The 15477-nt window shown below is 61.8% G+C and carries 14 protein-coding genes; 5 read left to right on the top strand and 9 right to left on the bottom strand.

Annotated features, from left to right (window positions below; translation table 11 throughout):
* Genes sfsA through radC form a run of 3 tightly spaced genes read left to right on the top strand, consistent with a single transcriptional unit; the run spans position 1 to position 2385 of the window.
* Complete coding sequence (sfsA, locus tag C5L13_RS18705) at positions 1-720, top strand: DNA/RNA nuclease SfsA (RefSeq protein ID WP_105384771.1); 720 nt, start codon at positions 1-3, stop codon at positions 718-720.
* Between the two features lie 25 nt (positions 721-745).
* Entirely contained in the window at positions 746-1582 is an 837-nt protein-coding gene (gene map, locus C5L13_RS18700) for a type I methionyl aminopeptidase (protein WP_105384770.1), read from the top strand.
* Between the two features lie 2 nt (positions 1583-1584).
* Complete coding sequence (gene radC, locus C5L13_RS18695) at positions 1585-2385, top strand: RadC family protein (RefSeq protein ID WP_105384769.1); 801 nt, start codon at positions 1585-1587, stop codon at positions 2383-2385.
* Positions 2386-2396: 11 nt separating this feature from the next.
* On the opposite strand, the gene C5L13_RS18690 is transcribed toward radC, so the two are convergent.
* From C5L13_RS18690 to C5L13_RS18660, 7 genes are all read right to left on the bottom strand, one after another.
* Positions 2397-4208 (bottom strand): ABC transporter ATP-binding protein, encoded by a 1812-nt coding sequence (locus C5L13_RS18690; RefSeq protein WP_105384816.1) that lies wholly within the window; start codon positions 4206-4208, stop codon positions 2397-2399.
* Between the two features lie 11 nt (positions 4209-4219).
* Entirely contained in the window at positions 4220-4984 is a 765-nt protein-coding gene (locus tag C5L13_RS18685) for a DUF1028 domain-containing protein (protein ID WP_105384768.1), read from the bottom strand.
* 4 nt (positions 4985-4988) lie between these two features.
* Positions 4989-6773, bottom strand: a complete 1785-nt coding sequence (locus tag C5L13_RS18680; RefSeq protein WP_105384767.1) for a gamma-glutamyltransferase family protein — start codon at positions 6771-6773, stop codon at positions 4989-4991.
* Between the two features lie 18 nt (positions 6774-6791).
* Positions 6792-7667 carry an ABC transporter permease gene (locus tag C5L13_RS18675; protein WP_105384766.1) on the bottom strand — a complete coding sequence of 292 codons (876 nt, stop codon included), beginning with the start codon at positions 7665-7667 and terminating at the stop codon, positions 6792-6794.
* The gene (locus C5L13_RS18670) at positions 7664-8611 is read right to left on the bottom strand and encodes an ABC transporter permease (protein ID WP_105384815.1); all 948 of its coding nucleotides are present in this window, start codon (positions 8609-8611) and stop codon (positions 7664-7666) included. The genes C5L13_RS18675 and C5L13_RS18670 overlap by 4 nt, the downstream gene beginning before the upstream one ends.
* A 74-nt stretch (positions 8612-8685) precedes the next feature.
* Positions 8686-10185 carry an ABC transporter substrate-binding protein gene (locus C5L13_RS18665; RefSeq protein WP_407070448.1) on the bottom strand — a complete coding sequence of 500 codons (1500 nt, stop codon included), beginning with the start codon at positions 10183-10185 and terminating at the stop codon, positions 8686-8688.
* A 106-nt stretch (positions 10186-10291) separates the two neighbouring features.
* The gene (locus C5L13_RS18660) at positions 10292-11023 is read right to left on the bottom strand and encodes a FadR/GntR family transcriptional regulator (protein ID WP_105384764.1); all 732 of its coding nucleotides are present in this window, start codon (positions 11021-11023) and stop codon (positions 10292-10294) included.
* Between the two features lie 217 nt (positions 11024-11240).
* On the opposite strand from C5L13_RS18660, the gene sthA reads away from it, so the two are divergent.
* Entirely contained in the window at positions 11241-12734 is a 1494-nt protein-coding gene (gene sthA / locus C5L13_RS18655; RefSeq protein ID WP_105384763.1) for a Si-specific NAD(P)(+) transhydrogenase, read from the top strand.
* A gap of 57 nt (positions 12735-12791) precedes the next feature.
* Here sthA and rpsD read toward each other — a convergent pair whose 3' ends face one another.
* Positions 12792-13409 carry a 30S ribosomal protein S4 gene (rpsD, locus tag C5L13_RS18650; RefSeq protein ID WP_105384762.1) on the bottom strand — a complete coding sequence of 206 codons (618 nt, stop codon included), beginning with the start codon at positions 13407-13409 and terminating at the stop codon, positions 12792-12794.
* 300 nt (positions 13410-13709) lie between these two features.
* On the opposite strand from rpsD, the gene C5L13_RS18645 reads away from it, so the two are divergent.
* Positions 13710-13955 (top strand): DUF982 domain-containing protein, encoded by a 246-nt coding sequence (locus C5L13_RS18645; RefSeq protein WP_105384761.1) that lies wholly within the window; start codon positions 13710-13712, stop codon positions 13953-13955.
* Between the two features lie 4 nt (positions 13956-13959).
* Here the strand turns inward: C5L13_RS18645 and C5L13_RS18640 are convergent, their stop codons facing one another.
* The gene (locus C5L13_RS18640) at positions 13960-15474 is read right to left on the bottom strand and encodes an ATP-binding protein (RefSeq protein WP_105384760.1); all 1515 of its coding nucleotides are present in this window, start codon (positions 15472-15474) and stop codon (positions 13960-13962) included.
* Between the last annotated feature and the right edge of the window lie 3 nt (positions 15475-15477).

The following is a 15477-nucleotide window of genomic DNA, read 5'->3' as shown; positions in this document are numbered from 1 at the left end:
ATGCGTTTCGATCCGCCGCTTGTTCCCGCCACGCTGTCGCAGCGCTACAAGCGCTTCCTCTTCGACGCGATCTCCGAAGACGGCGCAGCATTTACCGGCTCCTGCCCGAATACCGGATCGATGCGGGGGCTGACAACGCCCGGTTCGACGATCTGGGTCTCTCTTCACGACAGCCCGACGCGCAAATACCGCCACATGTTCGAGATGATCGACGTGAAGGGCGAAATGGTCGGCATCAATACCGGGCTGCCGAACCGGCTCGCCGAGGAGGCGATCCGTGGCGGGCTGGTGCCGAGCCTTTTGCCGTATGAGACGATCCAGCGCGAACAGCGCTACGGGCGAAACTCGCGCATCGATTTTCTGCTTTCGGGGGCCGGCCTTCCGAATGCCTATGTCGAGGTAAAGAACGTTCATTTCAGTCGCGTCGCCGGACTGGCCGAGTTTCCGGATACCGTCACGCAACGCGGCGCCAAACATCTCGAAGAGCTTGGCAACATGGCGGAAGCCGGTCACCGGGCGGTGATGATCTACCTGATACAGCGAAACGACTGCTCGCGTTTCCGCATCTGCTCGGATCTCGACCCGCTTTATGCGCTTGCCTTCGAACGCGCCAAAGCCCGGGGCGTCGAGGCCTATGCCCTCCGATGCAGGGTTTCGCCTGAAGAAATCGTGCCGGTGGGGCTGGTTCCGATAGACGAACCGGGTGCGGCTGCTTTATGAACGGAGAAATTGCGAGAGAAGAACAATGGTCAACTACATCGAGGCGGTTTCCGCCCCTTTGAAGAATACGGGCGCGATCCGGCTCTACTCGCCGGAAGACTTTGCCGGCATGCGCAAGGCCTGCCTGCTCACGGCGCGCTGCCTGGACGAGCTTGCGGCGATCGTCCAACCCGGCGTCACCACCCAAGCGATCGACCGATTCGTCTTCGAATTCGGCCTGGATCACGGCGCGCTTCCGGCGACCTTGAACTACCGAGGCTATAAATATTCCGTCTGCACCTCGATCAACCATGTCGTCTGCCACGGCATGCCTGATGACAAGCCGCTCAGGGAAGGCGATATCGTCAATATCGACGTCACCTATATCCTTGACGGCTGGCACGGGGATTCGAGCCGCATGTATCCGGTCGGGCAGGTCAAACGCGCCGCAGAACGCCTGCTGGAAGTCACCTACGAATGCCTGCTGCGCGGTATCGCCGCCGTCCGCCCCGGCTCCCGCACCGGTGCCATTGGCGAAGCCATCCAGACCTATGCCGAAGCGGAGCGCTGCTCGGTAGTGCGCGATTTCTGCGGCCACGGCGTTGGTCGGCTCTTCCACGACTCGCCGAATATCTTACACTATGGACGCGCTGACGAAGGTCCTGAAATGAAGGAAGGGATGATCTTCACCATCGAGCCGATGATCAACCTCGGCAAACCGCATGTGAAGGTGCTTTCCGACGGCTGGACGGCCGTTACCCGAGACCGGTCGCTGTCGGCGCAATACGAACATGCCGTCGGCGTCACGGCGACAGGCTGCGAGATATTCACCCTGTCGCCCGGAGGGGTGGACCGACCGGGCCTGCCGCCGCTATCGAGGTAGTCATGGCAAACCGCTCGGCTCCTCCGGACGATCAGGCGTCCCTTCTTGAAGACGAGCGCGGCTTCTTTGCCGAGCAGCTTTCCAATCCCAAGGCGCTCAAGAAATCCCAGGCCGTCACGAAAGAAGAGCCGGCTGCCCACTATCATGGCCACCGCGAGCGGCTCAGAACAAAATACCGGGATCACGGCGACACGGCGCTGGCCGACTACGAGATCCTCGAACTGCTGCTTTTCCGGCTGATCCCGCGCCGCGATACCAAGCCGATCGCCAAGGCACTGATCGACCGCTTCGGCACGCTCGCAGGCGTCTTCGGCGCCCCGGCTGCGCTGCTGCAGGAGGTCAAAGGCGTCGGCGAAGCGGTAGCGCTCGACCTGAAACTCGTCGCTACCGTCGGCCAGCGTATGCTGAAAAGCGAATTGCGCGGCAAGCAGGTGCTTTCCTCCTGGTCATCGGTCATCGATTATTGCCACGCTGCGATGGCCTACGAATCTCGCGAGCAGTTCCGCATTCTGTTCCTCGACAAGCGCAATGCCCTGATAGCGGACGAAGTGCAGGGCCACGGGACGGTCGATCATACGCCGGTCTATCCGCGTGAGGTGGTGCGGCGCGCGCTGGAGCTTTCCGCCACCGCAATCATCCTGGTTCACAACCATCCAAGCGGCGACCCGACGCCGTCGCGCGCCGATATCGACATGACGAAAACGATCATCGATACCGCAAAACCACTCGGGATCACGGTGCATGACCACATCATCATCGGCAAGGACGGACATGTCAGCCTGAAGGGCCTCAGGCTGATCTAGCTTTGCAGTCGTCAGGCAACCTGCACGAGATGCCCATCGGAAACCTCGCGGTATTGCCTTTTCGGCGGCTGATAACCGATCGACCTGACCGGGCTCTTCAGTTCGTCGTTTGAAATTCCTCGCCGGAGACCACGGCGCGAAGGATCGGGCACCGGCACCGCCGCCATCAGCTTTTTCGTGTACGGATGCTGAGGGTTGTCGAAGACCGCGGCACGCGGACCAATCTCGACGATTTCGCCGAGATACATCACCGCCACCCGATGGCTCACGCGCTCCACCACAGCCATGTCATGGCTGATGAACAGGAAGGCCAGATTCAGGCTCTGCTGTAGGTCGAGGAGCAGGTTGCAGACCTGCGCCTTGATCGACACGTCGAGCGCTGAAACGCTTTCGTCGGCGACGATCACCTTGGGATCGAGCGAAAGCGCCCTGGCGATCGCGATGCGCTGTCGCTGGCCGCCCGAGAACTCGTGGGGATAGCGGCCCGCCATATCCGGCGACAAGCCGACCTTGCGCAAGAGATCGGCGGTCTTTTCCTTCGCCTCCTTCATCGTGCCGAGCTTGTGCTTGACGAAAGGCTCGGAGATCGCGGCGCCCACGGTCATGCGCGGGTTGAGCGAGGAGAAGGGATCCTGGAAGATCATCTGGATCGTCTTGCGCATGTCGCGAAGCCCGACATTGTCGAGCCGCAGCACATCGTAACCGTCGAGCGCCACGTCGCCGCCGGTCGGCTCGATCAGCCGCATGATCGAACGGCCGGTGGTCGACTTGCCGCAGCCGGATTCACCGACCAGGGATAAAGTCTCTCCCTGGAAAAGATCGAAGGAAATGTTCTCGACGGCATGGACCGCGCCTGTCTGGCGGGCAAACAGCCCGGAACGGACAGGGAAGCGCGTCACGAGGTTCTTTACCGCAAGAACCGGCATCCGGCCCGTGGCGACCGTGCCGGTAACTTCTAGCGATTCGGCCACCTCGCCCGTCTTTATATCGACGACCGGAAACCGTGTCGGCCACTTGCGGTCCTGCATCGAACCGAGCCGAGGTACGGCGGATAGCAGGGCGCGCGTATAGGGGTGCTTGCCGCGATGAAAAATCTCTTCCGTCGGGCCGCTTTCGACCGCCTCGCCACGATACATGACGATGGTGCGATCGGCGATCTCGGCCACCACACCCATGTCATGGGTCACGAAGAGGACCGACATACCCTCCTCTTCCTGCAGCACCTTGATGAGATCGAGGATCTGTCCCTGGATGGTGACGTCGAGCGCCGTGGTCGGTTCGTCGGCGATCAACAGCTTCGGCTTCGACGCCAAAGCCATGGCGATCATGACGCGCTGACGCATGCCGCCGGAAAACTGATGCGGGTAGTCATCGAAGCGTGCGCCAGCATTGGGGATGCGGACCTTTTCGAGAAGTCGCACGGTTTCGGCGCGCGCCTGCGATTTCGACAATCCCTTGTGGCGGGTCAGCACTTCAGAGATCTGCCGTCCGATGGTGAAGATCGGGTTGAGCGAGGTCATCGGCTCCTGGAAGATCATCGCGGCGGCGTTGCCGCGCACGCCGCGCATCTCCTTTTCCGAGATCGACAGAAGATCTCTGCCGGAAAGCATGATCCTGCCTTCGATGCGGCTGGTATTGGCGGCCAGCAGGCGCATGATCGACAGCGATGTGACGCTCTTGCCGGAGCCGCTCTCGCCGACGATGGCGACCGTCTCGCCGGGATACACGTCGAAGGAGACGTCACGCACGACGTTCTTCCACTCGCCATCGACCAGGAAGGAGGTGTTGAGATTCTTGACCGAAAGGACAGGTGCTTCGCTCATGACGGAATCCCTCATTGGGGCTTCAAGGGTGTTGCAAAGGAGGCGGATGGACGGCCTTCCACCTCACGGGCGGCTTCGAACTCCGCGATCCTCTGATCGATGATGCGCCGGTCGATCATGCCGTGGGGATTTTCGCGGGTCGGCATGGTTTCGGCGACATGCAGGAACCGTTCCTGCGCCACCGCATAAAGCCTGCGGAGTTCCATGAGCGGATCGGAATGATCGTCCGCATGGATGCGCAGCCAGGCATAGTCCTGGTCGCGGTAGATGACCATGGCGGCGGACTGCTTGCCACGCTTGTCGCCGCCGGCGGCTTCCCCCGCATCCATGGCGGCGAGCAGGCGTTCGGCAAGCGGCGCAGCTTCGTCCGCCTTTTCCTTGTAGACCCGCAGCGTCTCGGCGATCACCAGTGGCCCGGCCAGCATGTTGCCGGCAACCGAAACGTTATCCTCCACCAGATGGCCGGCCCAATCGACGCAGATCTCGCCGGTATAGGCGGCATTGCGGCCGCTGGCACCGATCAGGTGGAACTGGCGCTGCCTGCGGCCGTCGTCACGCGCAGTCAGCGTCTCTATGATTTCCTCCGGCGATTTGCCCTCTTCGAGCAACTTCAACCCGTCTGTGCCATAAAGCGGACTGACGAAGGCCTGGGTCGCGACCGCACCCACCCTGCCCTTGATATGCGGCACGGCGCAGCCGACCGCGAAGAAGCGGCTGGCAACGGCTATTCCCAAGTGACCGGTTTGCGGATCACGCGCGACGATCGACCAGGTCATTGGCCTATCTCCCCACCGCATAAGCCTGCATGAGGCGCGGCGTAGCCGCTGCCCGCATGAGGCCGTCCGCGTCGCGGCGCGCTGCTGTCAGGCGGCCGACGCTCCAGGGATCGGCAACGGTGACCTGGTGGCCGCGGCGGCGCAACTCGTCGAGGACGTCAGCACCGACATTGCTTTCCACCATGATGTTGCCCGGCTGGCTGGTGCGCGGATAGAAGGACCCCGGGAAATGCGTCGTGTGGAAAAGCGGCATGTCGATTGCTGCCTGCAGGTTCGGCTTGTGGTGGACGTAACGCAGGAAAAACGGCAGCTGCCATTGGTCCTGCTGATCGCCGCCCGGCGTGCCGAAGACCAGCGTCGGCCGCCCGTGATGCAGCGCCAGTGACGGGGTCAGCGTGGTGCGAGGACGTTTGCCCGGTGCGAGCGAGGTTGGCAAGCCTTCCTTGAGCCAGAACATCTGGGCGCGCGAGTTCAACGCAAAACCGAGGCCGGGCACGATCGGCGACGACTGCAGCCAGCCGCCCGACGGCGTGGTCGAGACCATGTTGCCCCAGCGGTCGATGACGTCGATATGCACCGTGTCGCCGCGCTTCTCGGTCAGGTGCGACATGGTCGGCTCATAGACTGCACCCTTGCCGCTTACCTCACCCAGCATCGCCATGGTGAGATCGAACTGCCGGTCGTAACCCGGCACACGGCCAGGCCGCAGTTCCAGCGAAGCCTTCTCACCGATCAGCTTGCGACGCTCGGCGTTATAGCTTTCCGAGAGCAGGTATTCCGTCGGAATTTGCGCAAATTCCGGGTCGCCGTAATAGACTTCTCGGTCGGCATAGGCGAGCTTCATCGCTTCGACGACCACATGCACGAAGTCGGGACCTGCGGGGTCCATCGATGTGAGATCGAGACCTTTCAGCAGCGCCAGCGACTGCAGGAGGACCGGCCCCTGCCCCCAGGCCGGCGTCTTGGCAACGGTCCAGTCGTGGTAGTCGTAGGTCTGCGGCGCCTCGATGGTCGCGCGCCAGTTCGCCATGTCATCCGCCGTCAGAACGCCCTTGTGACGCGCACCGCTCGCATCCATCACCTCCGCCGTGCGGACGTAAGCATCGATCGCCTCGGCCACGAAGCCGCGGTAGAAGGAATCGCGCGCCGCCTCGATCTGGTTGTCGCGGCCCGTCTTCGCTTCAGCCTCTGCGATGACGCGCTTCCAGGTATCGGCAAGTGCCGGGTTCTTGAAGTTGCTCTGCGGTTCGGGTGCTGCGCCGCCCGGCAGCCACGTGGCATAGGAGGTCGGCCATTCCTTCTCGAAGAAGCTTGCAAGCCCCTTGATGGTGGCGGATACTCGGGCAAGCACCGGATGACCTTGCTCGGCGTAATAGATCGCCGGCTCCAGGACATCACGGACGCTCATCGTACCGTAGTCGCGCAGCATCAGCATCCAGCCGTCAAAGGCACCGGGAATGACGGTCGCGAGCAGACCGTCACCCGGGATCAGCTTCAGGCCCTCGGATGCATAGTGTTCGATCGTCGCACCGGCGGGCGCCGGTCCCTGGGCGCAGATGACTTCGACCTTGTCCTTCTTCTTCGAGTAGAAGACAGCCGGCATGTCACCGCCCGGACCGCAGAGATGCGGTTCGACGATCTGCAGTACGAAGCCGGTCGCGACCGCCGCGTCGAAGGCATTGCCGCCCTTTTCGAGGATCGCCATGCCGACCGCCGACGCGATCCAGTGGGTGGAGGTGACGACCCCGAACGTGCCGAGGATTTCGGGTCTGGTGGTGAATTCAGTCATTTCGGAAATCCTTCTAGATTAGGCTTCGCGCGGATCCAGCGCGTCACGCAGGCCGTCGCCCAGCAGATTGAAGCCGATGACGACGAGGAAGATCGCGGCACCCGGCCACATGGCCATCCAGGGAGCCTGGTTCAGGAAATTCTTGGCGACGTTCAGCATCGAGCCCCACGAAGGGGCTGGCGGCTGCTGGCCGAGGCCAAGGAAGGAAAGGCTCGCCTCGGCGATGATCGCCGTAGCAATCGTCAACGTCGCCTGCACGATGATGGGGGCCAGGACGTTCGGCAGGATGTAACGGAGCATGATTTCCAGGTGGTTCAGACCGACCGCACGAGCGCCTTCCACGTAGTCCTCGGTCTTTACCGCTAATACCTGTCCGCGCGTCAACCGCACGAAAATCGGCATGGCGGACAGCCCGATCGCGATCATGGCGTTCATCAGGCTCGGGCCGAGGAAGGCGGCTAGCGCGATCGCCATGATCAGGAAGGGCATGGCGAGCAACGCCTCGGTGACGCGCGAGATCACCATGTCCACCCAGCCACCGAAATAGCCGGCGACGAGCCCGAAGGGCACGCCGATGCAGACCGAAATCGCCACCGAAAAGACGCCCGCCATCAGGGAAGCCTGCGCACCCCAGATCATGCGTGAGAGGATATCGCGGCCAAGGTCGTCGGTACCGAGCCAGTACATGGCAGACGGTGCCTTGCGGATCGCCGACCAGCTCGTCGCCAGCGGATCGATGATCGGCAGGATTGGGGCGGTTACGGCAAGGGTGGTGAAGAAAAGGATGATCACGGCGCCGACGAGCGCGCTCTTATTTTTCTTCATCTTCCGCCAGGCGCGGCTATGTTCGCGCTTGGCCGCCAGGACCGGCGGGGCTTGATCGATCGTCGTCATAGCGTCGCCCTCAAGCGCGGATTGAGCAGGACATAAAGCACGTCGGCAATGAGATTCATCAGAATGAAGCCGACGGCGGTGCACAGAACGACGCCCTGCACCACCGCATAGTCCCTGTTGAAGACGGCATCGACGATCAGCTTACCGAAACCGGGAATGGTGAAGATCTGCTCCGTCAGGACGGCGCCTGCCAGCAGTTCGCCGAAAAGCAGTGCCGACAGCGTCACGACCGGCAGCAGCGCGTTGCGGAAACTGTGGCTCAGCACCACCTCCCGCGGCGACAGGCCCTTTGCCCGCGCGGTGCGTATATAGTCGGCGCTCATCACGCCCACCATCGCCGAACGCGTATGCCGCATCAGCGTCGCCGCCAACGCGTTGCCGAGCACGAAGGCGGGCATGACCATGGTCTGAAGCGACCGCACCGGATCAACGAAGATCGATTCGTATCCGGAAGCCGGGAGCCAGCCCAATTGTACCGAAATCAGCAGGATCAGCATGATGCCGAGCCAGAAATTCGGGATCGAGAGACCCGAGAGCGCCACGATGTTGGCGACGTAATCGATGGTCGTGTTCTTCTTGACGGCTGCCAGGATGCCGATCGGAATGCCAATTACGAAGGCGAAGAACATCGCCATCAGCGCGAGCTGGATCGTCACCGGCAGCTTCTGCAGGATAAGCTCGAGAACCGGCTGGTTGGTGCGCAGCGAAATGCCGAAATCGCCGCTCAGAATGCCGCCGAGCCAGTAGAAATATTGCACGATCACCGGATCGTTCAGCCGGTATTTCTCGCGCAGGAACTCAATCACCGCCGGATCGCGCTCCTCGCCCGCCATGGTCAGGATCGGGTCACCGGGAAGAAGCTTCTGCAGCGAAAAGACGAAGATGGAGATGATCAGCAGGGTCGGGATCGCGACGAGAAGACGCTTTCCGATATAAACAGGCATGGCGCCGCCCCTCATGTTTCCAAAGGTGCGTTGAAAAGGTGCCGCGCGGAAAGCTTCCGCGCGGCGCAAGCGGATCAGCTCTTCTTCACGCCCACGAGACGGATCATGCCGTCGGGGCTCGCAGCGAAACCGGTGACGCTGTTCTTGTAGGCCCAGATCCAGGACTGATGGCCGAGATAGATGACCGGCAGCTCGTCATTCAGGATCTTGGCCGCAGCGTCGTATTTCTGCTTGCGGACCGCATCCTCCGTCGAAGCGCGGGCTTCGTTGAGCAGCTTGTCGACGTCCGCATTGCAGTACTTGGTGTCGTTGATGCCGCCCTTGCAGGTGATGAACTGATGGATATTGCCGTCGGGATCGACACGGCCGGACCAGTCGGAACGGCTGAGCTGATAGTTGCCGCGGGTCTGCTCATCCAGCAGGGTCGCAAATTCGGTCGATTTCAGGCTGACGTCGAAACCGGCCTCCGCCACCATCGACTGGACGATCTGCATCATCTGCGCGGCTACCGGATTGTTCGGAATCTGCATCTCGATCGGTACCCGCTCGAAGCCCGCTTCCTTGATCAGAGCCTTGGCCTTCTCGACATCGCGGGCAGGAACCGGCAATGCCTTGTTGTACCATGGGCTGTTCGGCGGGAACGGCTGATTGCCGCCGACCGCGGTACCTTCATAGACGATCTGGTTCAGCGCGTCGCGGTCGATCGCCAGCGAGAAAGCCTGGCGCAGGCGCTTGTCCTTGCCGAAAGGGTTGTCGGCGCGCGGGCCGTTGGCGATGTTTGCGTAAAGCGCCATGTAGCCGATGTTGACGACGGAATCGACCTTGAAGCCCGAGGCTCCCTTGACTGCGGCGACATCGGTCGGCGCCAGCCGCTCGATCATGTCGAGATCGCCTGACTGAAGATTTGCGAGACGGACGGTCGTATCGGGGATCGGCAGGTAGGTGACCTTGTCGACGAAGACCTTGTCCTTGTCCCAGTAATCGGCAAATTTTTCCAGCACGATACGGTCCTGCTGGACCCGCTCGACGAACTTGAACGGACCGGCGCAGACAGGCTTGGAGCCGAAATTCGCCCCAAGTTCCTTGGCCGCCTTTGGCGATACGATCATGCCGGCACGGTCGGAGAGCTGGGCAAGCAACGTGACGTCCGGCGCCTTCAGCGTAAACTTCACCTCCAGCGGGCCTGCGGCTTCGACCTTGGCGACGGAGCTGAGTTCGCTCTTGCGGCGCGATTCCGGCAAGGTCATGTTGCGTTCGATCGTGGCCACGACCGCGGCGGCGTCCATCGCGGTACCGTCGTGGAACTTCACACCGTCGCGGAGCTTCATCGACAGCTCCTTGCCATCGGCGGACCATTTCCATTCGGTCGCAAGCTGCGGAACAATTTTCAGATCCGGCGATACGTCGACCAGCTTGTCACACATGGCCGTGTAGACAATACGGCCAACGAAGGTGCGGGACTGGGCCGGATCGAGAACGTCGGCATCGTCCTGCAGGCCGATGCGCAGCTCGGCGGAAAGCGCCGGAAAGGCGAAAAGCGCGCCGGCCAGCAACGCTGCCGTCATCTTTGTCATTGGTTTCATCGCAAATTATTCCTCTCTTTTTTCTCTGTTCCTGTTTGCAATCGTCCGGCTTATCCGCCGGCTTCTCGTTGCTGGCCGCCTTACGTCGGCGGAAAAATCAACTTGCCTGTCCGAGCGAGTGCCCCTCCATCGAGGTCGCCCGGACGAGCCGCTCCTGAAGCATCAAGAGGTGCTGGCGCATCGCTTCGCCTGCCCGCACGGGATCACGCGCCGCGATGGCGTCGATAATTCCGTCATGCTGGGCGAAGGAGATGTTGACCGTGTTGCCGCTCGAACGGGCGCGTTCCCGGATTGCCTGCCAGGCCTCGTCCTGGCGAACCTGGTTGACGACATCGAAGATCGACAGGAAAAGTCTGTTGCCGGCACTCTGGGCGATCTGCCGGTGCAAGGCGCCGTCCCACAGTTCGCGTGCGTCGGCATCGTGGCTCTCGATGATCTTCCGCGCGAGATCACGCATCCGCTCTATCTCGCTCGGCTTGGCGCGCATTGCGGCAAGTTGGGCAAGCTGCGGCTCGATCCTCAGTCGAACTTCCATGATCTCCATGAAGTCCGTACCAGCGACGATATCGCCGACATGCTCGCTCCACCGATCGGGCCGCTCGCCGACGAAGGTGCCGGAGCCCTGACGGCGCCAGATCAGCCCTTCCGCTTCCAGCACTTCCAGTGCCCGGCGGACCGCACGGCGGCTGATGCCAAGCATCTCGGCCAGCGCCCGCTCGGTCGGCAGGCGCCCTTCGGAGCCGAATTCCCCTGCAGCCAGATGCTCCCGCAACCGATCGAGCGCGTAACTCGAGGTATCCTGAGCCACTTCCGATTTCTGCTGAACCATTGCCGTACCAATTTATGATTGGTTCAAAAGGATGGCATTTAACCCGCCGCGTCAAGACATTTTTTCAGCAGTTTTTGCGATGCACAAATCATAGGCATTCCGGTCGGAATCCAGGCTTGGACGGGTCGCAATCAAACCTTTAGAATAGATGGCTACAAAGGGATTCGTGAGCGCTGCTGCATCGCGGCAGCTCAAGAGATTCGAAGACGGAGCACCCATGAACGAATACGACCTCATCGTCGTCGGCAGCGGACCGGCCGGGCGTCGCGCCGCGATTCAGGCAGCCAAACTCGACAAGAAAGTCCTTGTCATCGAGCAGGGCCGCCGCGTCGGCGGTGTTTCCGTCCATACCGGCACAATTCCTTCCAAGACCCTGCGGGAAACGGCTCTCAATCTTTCCGGCTGGCGCGAGCGCGGCTTCTATGGGCGCGCCTATCGCGTGAAACAGGAGATCAGTGCGGAAGACCTGCGCCGTCGCCTCCTCATCACCCTCGATCACGAGGTGGAAGTGCTCGAACATCAGTTTGCCCGCAACCGGGTCCAGCACATCCGTGGCAAGGCCAGCTTCGCCGCGCCGGACACGCTGGAGGTGCTCAAGGAAGACAACGAGACGATCCACGTGCGAGGCAAGAGCATCTTGCTCGCCGTCGGAACCACGCCATTCCGCCCGGACAGCATCCCCTTCGACGGCAAGACGGTCGTCGACAGCGATGAACTCCTGGAAATCGACGAGCTACCTCGCTCCATGGTCGTCATCGGCGCGGGCGTCATCGGCATCGAATATGCCACCATCTTCAGCGCACTCGATACTGCCGTCACGGTCATCGACCCGAAATCCACCATCCTCGACTTCATCGACAGGGAGATCGTCGAGGATTTCACCTATCAGCTTCGCGACCGCAACATGAAGCTGCTGCTCGGCCAGAAGGTCGACAAGGTTGAACGACTGGACGACGGCAAGGTGCTGGTGACGGTCGATACCGGCCGCAAGATTACCACCGACATGGTGCTTTATGCCGCCGGACGCACCGGGGCGACCGACACGCTGAAGCTGGCCGCAGCCGGCCTAGAAGCCGACAGCCGCGGCCGCCTGAAGGTCAATCCGGAAACCTTCGAGACGGCGGTTCCGGGCATCTATGCAGCCGGCGACGTCGTCGGTTTTCCGAGCCTTGCCTCGACATCGATGGAACAGGGGCGCGTCGCCGCCCGGGTTGCCGTCGGCGCGATCGCCAAGGAGCCGCAGAAATACTTCCCATACGGCATCTATGCCGTGCCGGAGATTTCCACGTGCGGCCTCACCGAAGAGGAGATGAAGGAGCGCGGCATCCCCTATGAATGCGGAATCGCGCGCTTCCGCGAGACGTCGCGCGGCCATATCATGGGCCTGGATACTGGCTTGTTGAAGCTGATCTTCTCGCTGAAGACACGCCGGCTCTTGGGCGTCCATATCGTCGGCGAGGGCGCGACCGAGCTCGTCCACATCGGTCAGGCGGTGCTGAATCTCAAGGGCACCGTCGAATATTTCGTCGAGAATACGTTCAACTATCCGACGCTGGCGGAAGCCTACAAGATCGCTGGCCTCGATGCCTGGAATCGCATGGGCGAATTGCCGAAGGAAGCGCCCGTCGCAACAGCCCAGCGGCTCGATACCACCGCGACATCGACCGACGAAGCCGCAGCGCCCGAAAAGAAAAAAGCCGCCTCGAAATGAGGCGGCTTTCTTGAGTTTGGATACAAAAATGGCCCCTTGGGGGCCATTTCTTTGCGATTAACGCGAATAGAATTCGACGACCAGCTGGGGTTCCATGACGACCGCATAAGGTACGTCGGACAGCGTCGGAATGCGAACGAAGGTTGCAACCATCTTGTTATGGTCGGCTTCGATGTAGTCCGGAACGTCGCGTTCAGCGAGCTGAACCGATTCCAGAACCGAAACGAGCTGCTTCGACTTCTGACGAACTTCGATCACGTCGCCAGCCTTGCAGCGGTAGGAACCGATGTTGACGCGCACGCCGTTGACGGTCACGTGGCCGTGGTTGACGAACTGACGGGCAGCAAAGACCGTCGGAACGAACTTGGCGCGGTAGACGATGGCGTCGAGGCGCGATTCCAAGAGACCGATCAGGTTCTCCGAGGTATCGCCCTTGCGGCGGTTGGCTTCGTCGTAGGTGGCACGGAACTGCTTTTCGCGCAGGTCGCCGTAGTAGCCCTTCAGCTTCTGCTTGGCGCGCAGCTGCACGCCGAAGTCGGAAAGCTTGCCCTTGCGGCGCTGGCCGTGCTGGCCCGGGCCGTATTCACGACGGTTGACCGGGGACTTCGGACGGCCCCAGATGTTTTCGCCCATACGGCGATCGATTTTGTATTTGGATGCAGCGCGCTTGCTCATCGCATTTCCTTCTCAAACAGTTAGACCGGTCTGCTGCCAAACCGGATCAAGGAAACACGCCCTCCTCTGAGCCCTGATTTAAGAGCTCTGACAGGTTTCTCACGAAAGCAATCGGAGAGACCACGGGACATGTCAACAAAAACACCGGGCGTTGAAACCCGGCGTTGGCGGGGTCTTTAGGCGGATGTCATGGAAATGTCAACAGCGTCGGGGCCGTAACCTTTCGGTAAGCCTATTCCCAAGCTCCAATTGATTCTTAATACATTCAAACCATCTCATATACACAGGAGGTATCATGTCATGAACCCCACGGCCTGGAATAACCCGATCAGACTTGAAGACCCTGAAACCGGAATCACCTGCACGGTGAAAACGGTGCGTCAGGCAAAGACCGTGCTCGACCGCTTCTGGCCATCCTATCACGGCAGTCAATACAGCCGAGCCGAGCAGGTCTGCGGCGACGCCCTTGACGGGAGATCGGGACCCACGGAAGCGCGGAGAGCCTTCATCGCCGCGGCCGTGGAAGCGCACTTCCACATCCACTAGCGGGCTATTCGGCCGCTATCCTCGCCTCGCCCTCGTCCGGCGCGTCGGCGCTGCCGGGAGCGGTCTCCGACTGCAGGTCCGGAAAGGCCACGACGCGCTTCCCGGAAAAGTCAGTGTGGACCACGATCAGGCCCTGTTCCTCGAAATAACCGAGCAGACGCCGAGCGCGGCGGGCGGAATGGGTGCCGTAGGCGCGGGCGATACGGGCGTCCGACGGACATGGCTCGCTGATGATCGCCGCTTTCGCCATCATCAGGAAAACCCCCTGAAGATCATCGGAAACCCCGCCGGATAGCGACAATGCCGTGCGCCAGGCTTCGCCGGCCGCCGTTTCGGCATCGACGCCCGAACGTGCAACGGCCACGCGGCGGCGGAATTCGGAGAGCGACAACGGCGGTCCGGGCAGGCGCCGCATGCGGGCGCGCACCAGAAATTCCTGATAGAGGACCGCGTCCGTCCGATAGCCCGATTGCGGATCGTCGAGAATTTCCGAAAGCACTGCGGCAAGCCGCTCCTCACGCTCTTCGGGCGACAAGTCCGGTTGGGTGGCACGCGGCTCCTGAGGCGCCGGCGAGGCAGCCGGCATGGAGCGGGAAAGCTCGGCCAATATGTCCGTCGTCGGACGGGGTGCCGGCGGCGCCCTGCGAACGACAGGCCGGGTAAACTCCTCCGGATCCGGCGTGAAGATCAGATCCTCGACATCCTGCGGCGCATCCGGCAGCGGCATCAGTTTCGGGCTCGAAGACCGGGCAGACGTCTCGACGGCGCCGATGACGATCGGCAGCGGTCGGCGGGACAACGCCGGACCGAGGGCGACAAAATTGCCGCGCTGGAGGTCGCGGAACATTTCCGCCTGGCGCCGGTCCATGCCGAGCAAATCGGCCGCGCGCGCCATGTCGATGTCGAGAAAGGTGCGCCCCATCAGGAAATTCGAAGCTTCCGCCGCGACGTTCTTGGCAAGTTTTGCGAGGCGCTGGGTGGCGATCACGCCCGCCAGACCGCGCTTACGGCCGCGGCACATCAGGTTGGTCATCGCGCCGAGAGAAAGCTTTCTCGCATCTTCCGAGACGTCGCCGCCGACCGAAGGCGCAAACATCTGGGCCTCGTCGACGACGACCAGGACCGGATACCAGAATTCGCGATCGGCATCGAACATGCCGTTGAGGAAGGCTGAGGCGGCGCGCATCTGCTCTTCGAGATCAAGTCCCTCGAGCGTCAGCACACAGGATACCCGGTGCTGGCGAATGCGGTTGGCAATGCCGGCGAGTTCCGCTTCGGTGCGCTCGCCGTCGACCACCACATGGCCAAACTTATCCGAGAGCGTGACGAAATCGCCTTCCGGATCGATCACCACCTGCTGTACCCAGGGAGCAGACTGCTCCAGCAGCCGCCGCAGGAGATGCGATTTGCCGGAGCCCGAATTACCCTGCACAAGCAAGCGGGTGGCCAGAAGCTCTTCGATATCGAGCTTGGCCGGAGCGCCGCCGGCCACAATTCCCATATCGATGCCAACCTGCAATGC

The sequence above is a fragment of the Neorhizobium alkalisoli genome (assembly GCF_002968635.1).
Lineage (GTDB): Bacteria > Pseudomonadota > Alphaproteobacteria > Rhizobiales > Rhizobiaceae > Neorhizobium > Neorhizobium alkalisoli.
This window is presented reverse-complemented; position numbering and strand designations above follow the sequence as displayed.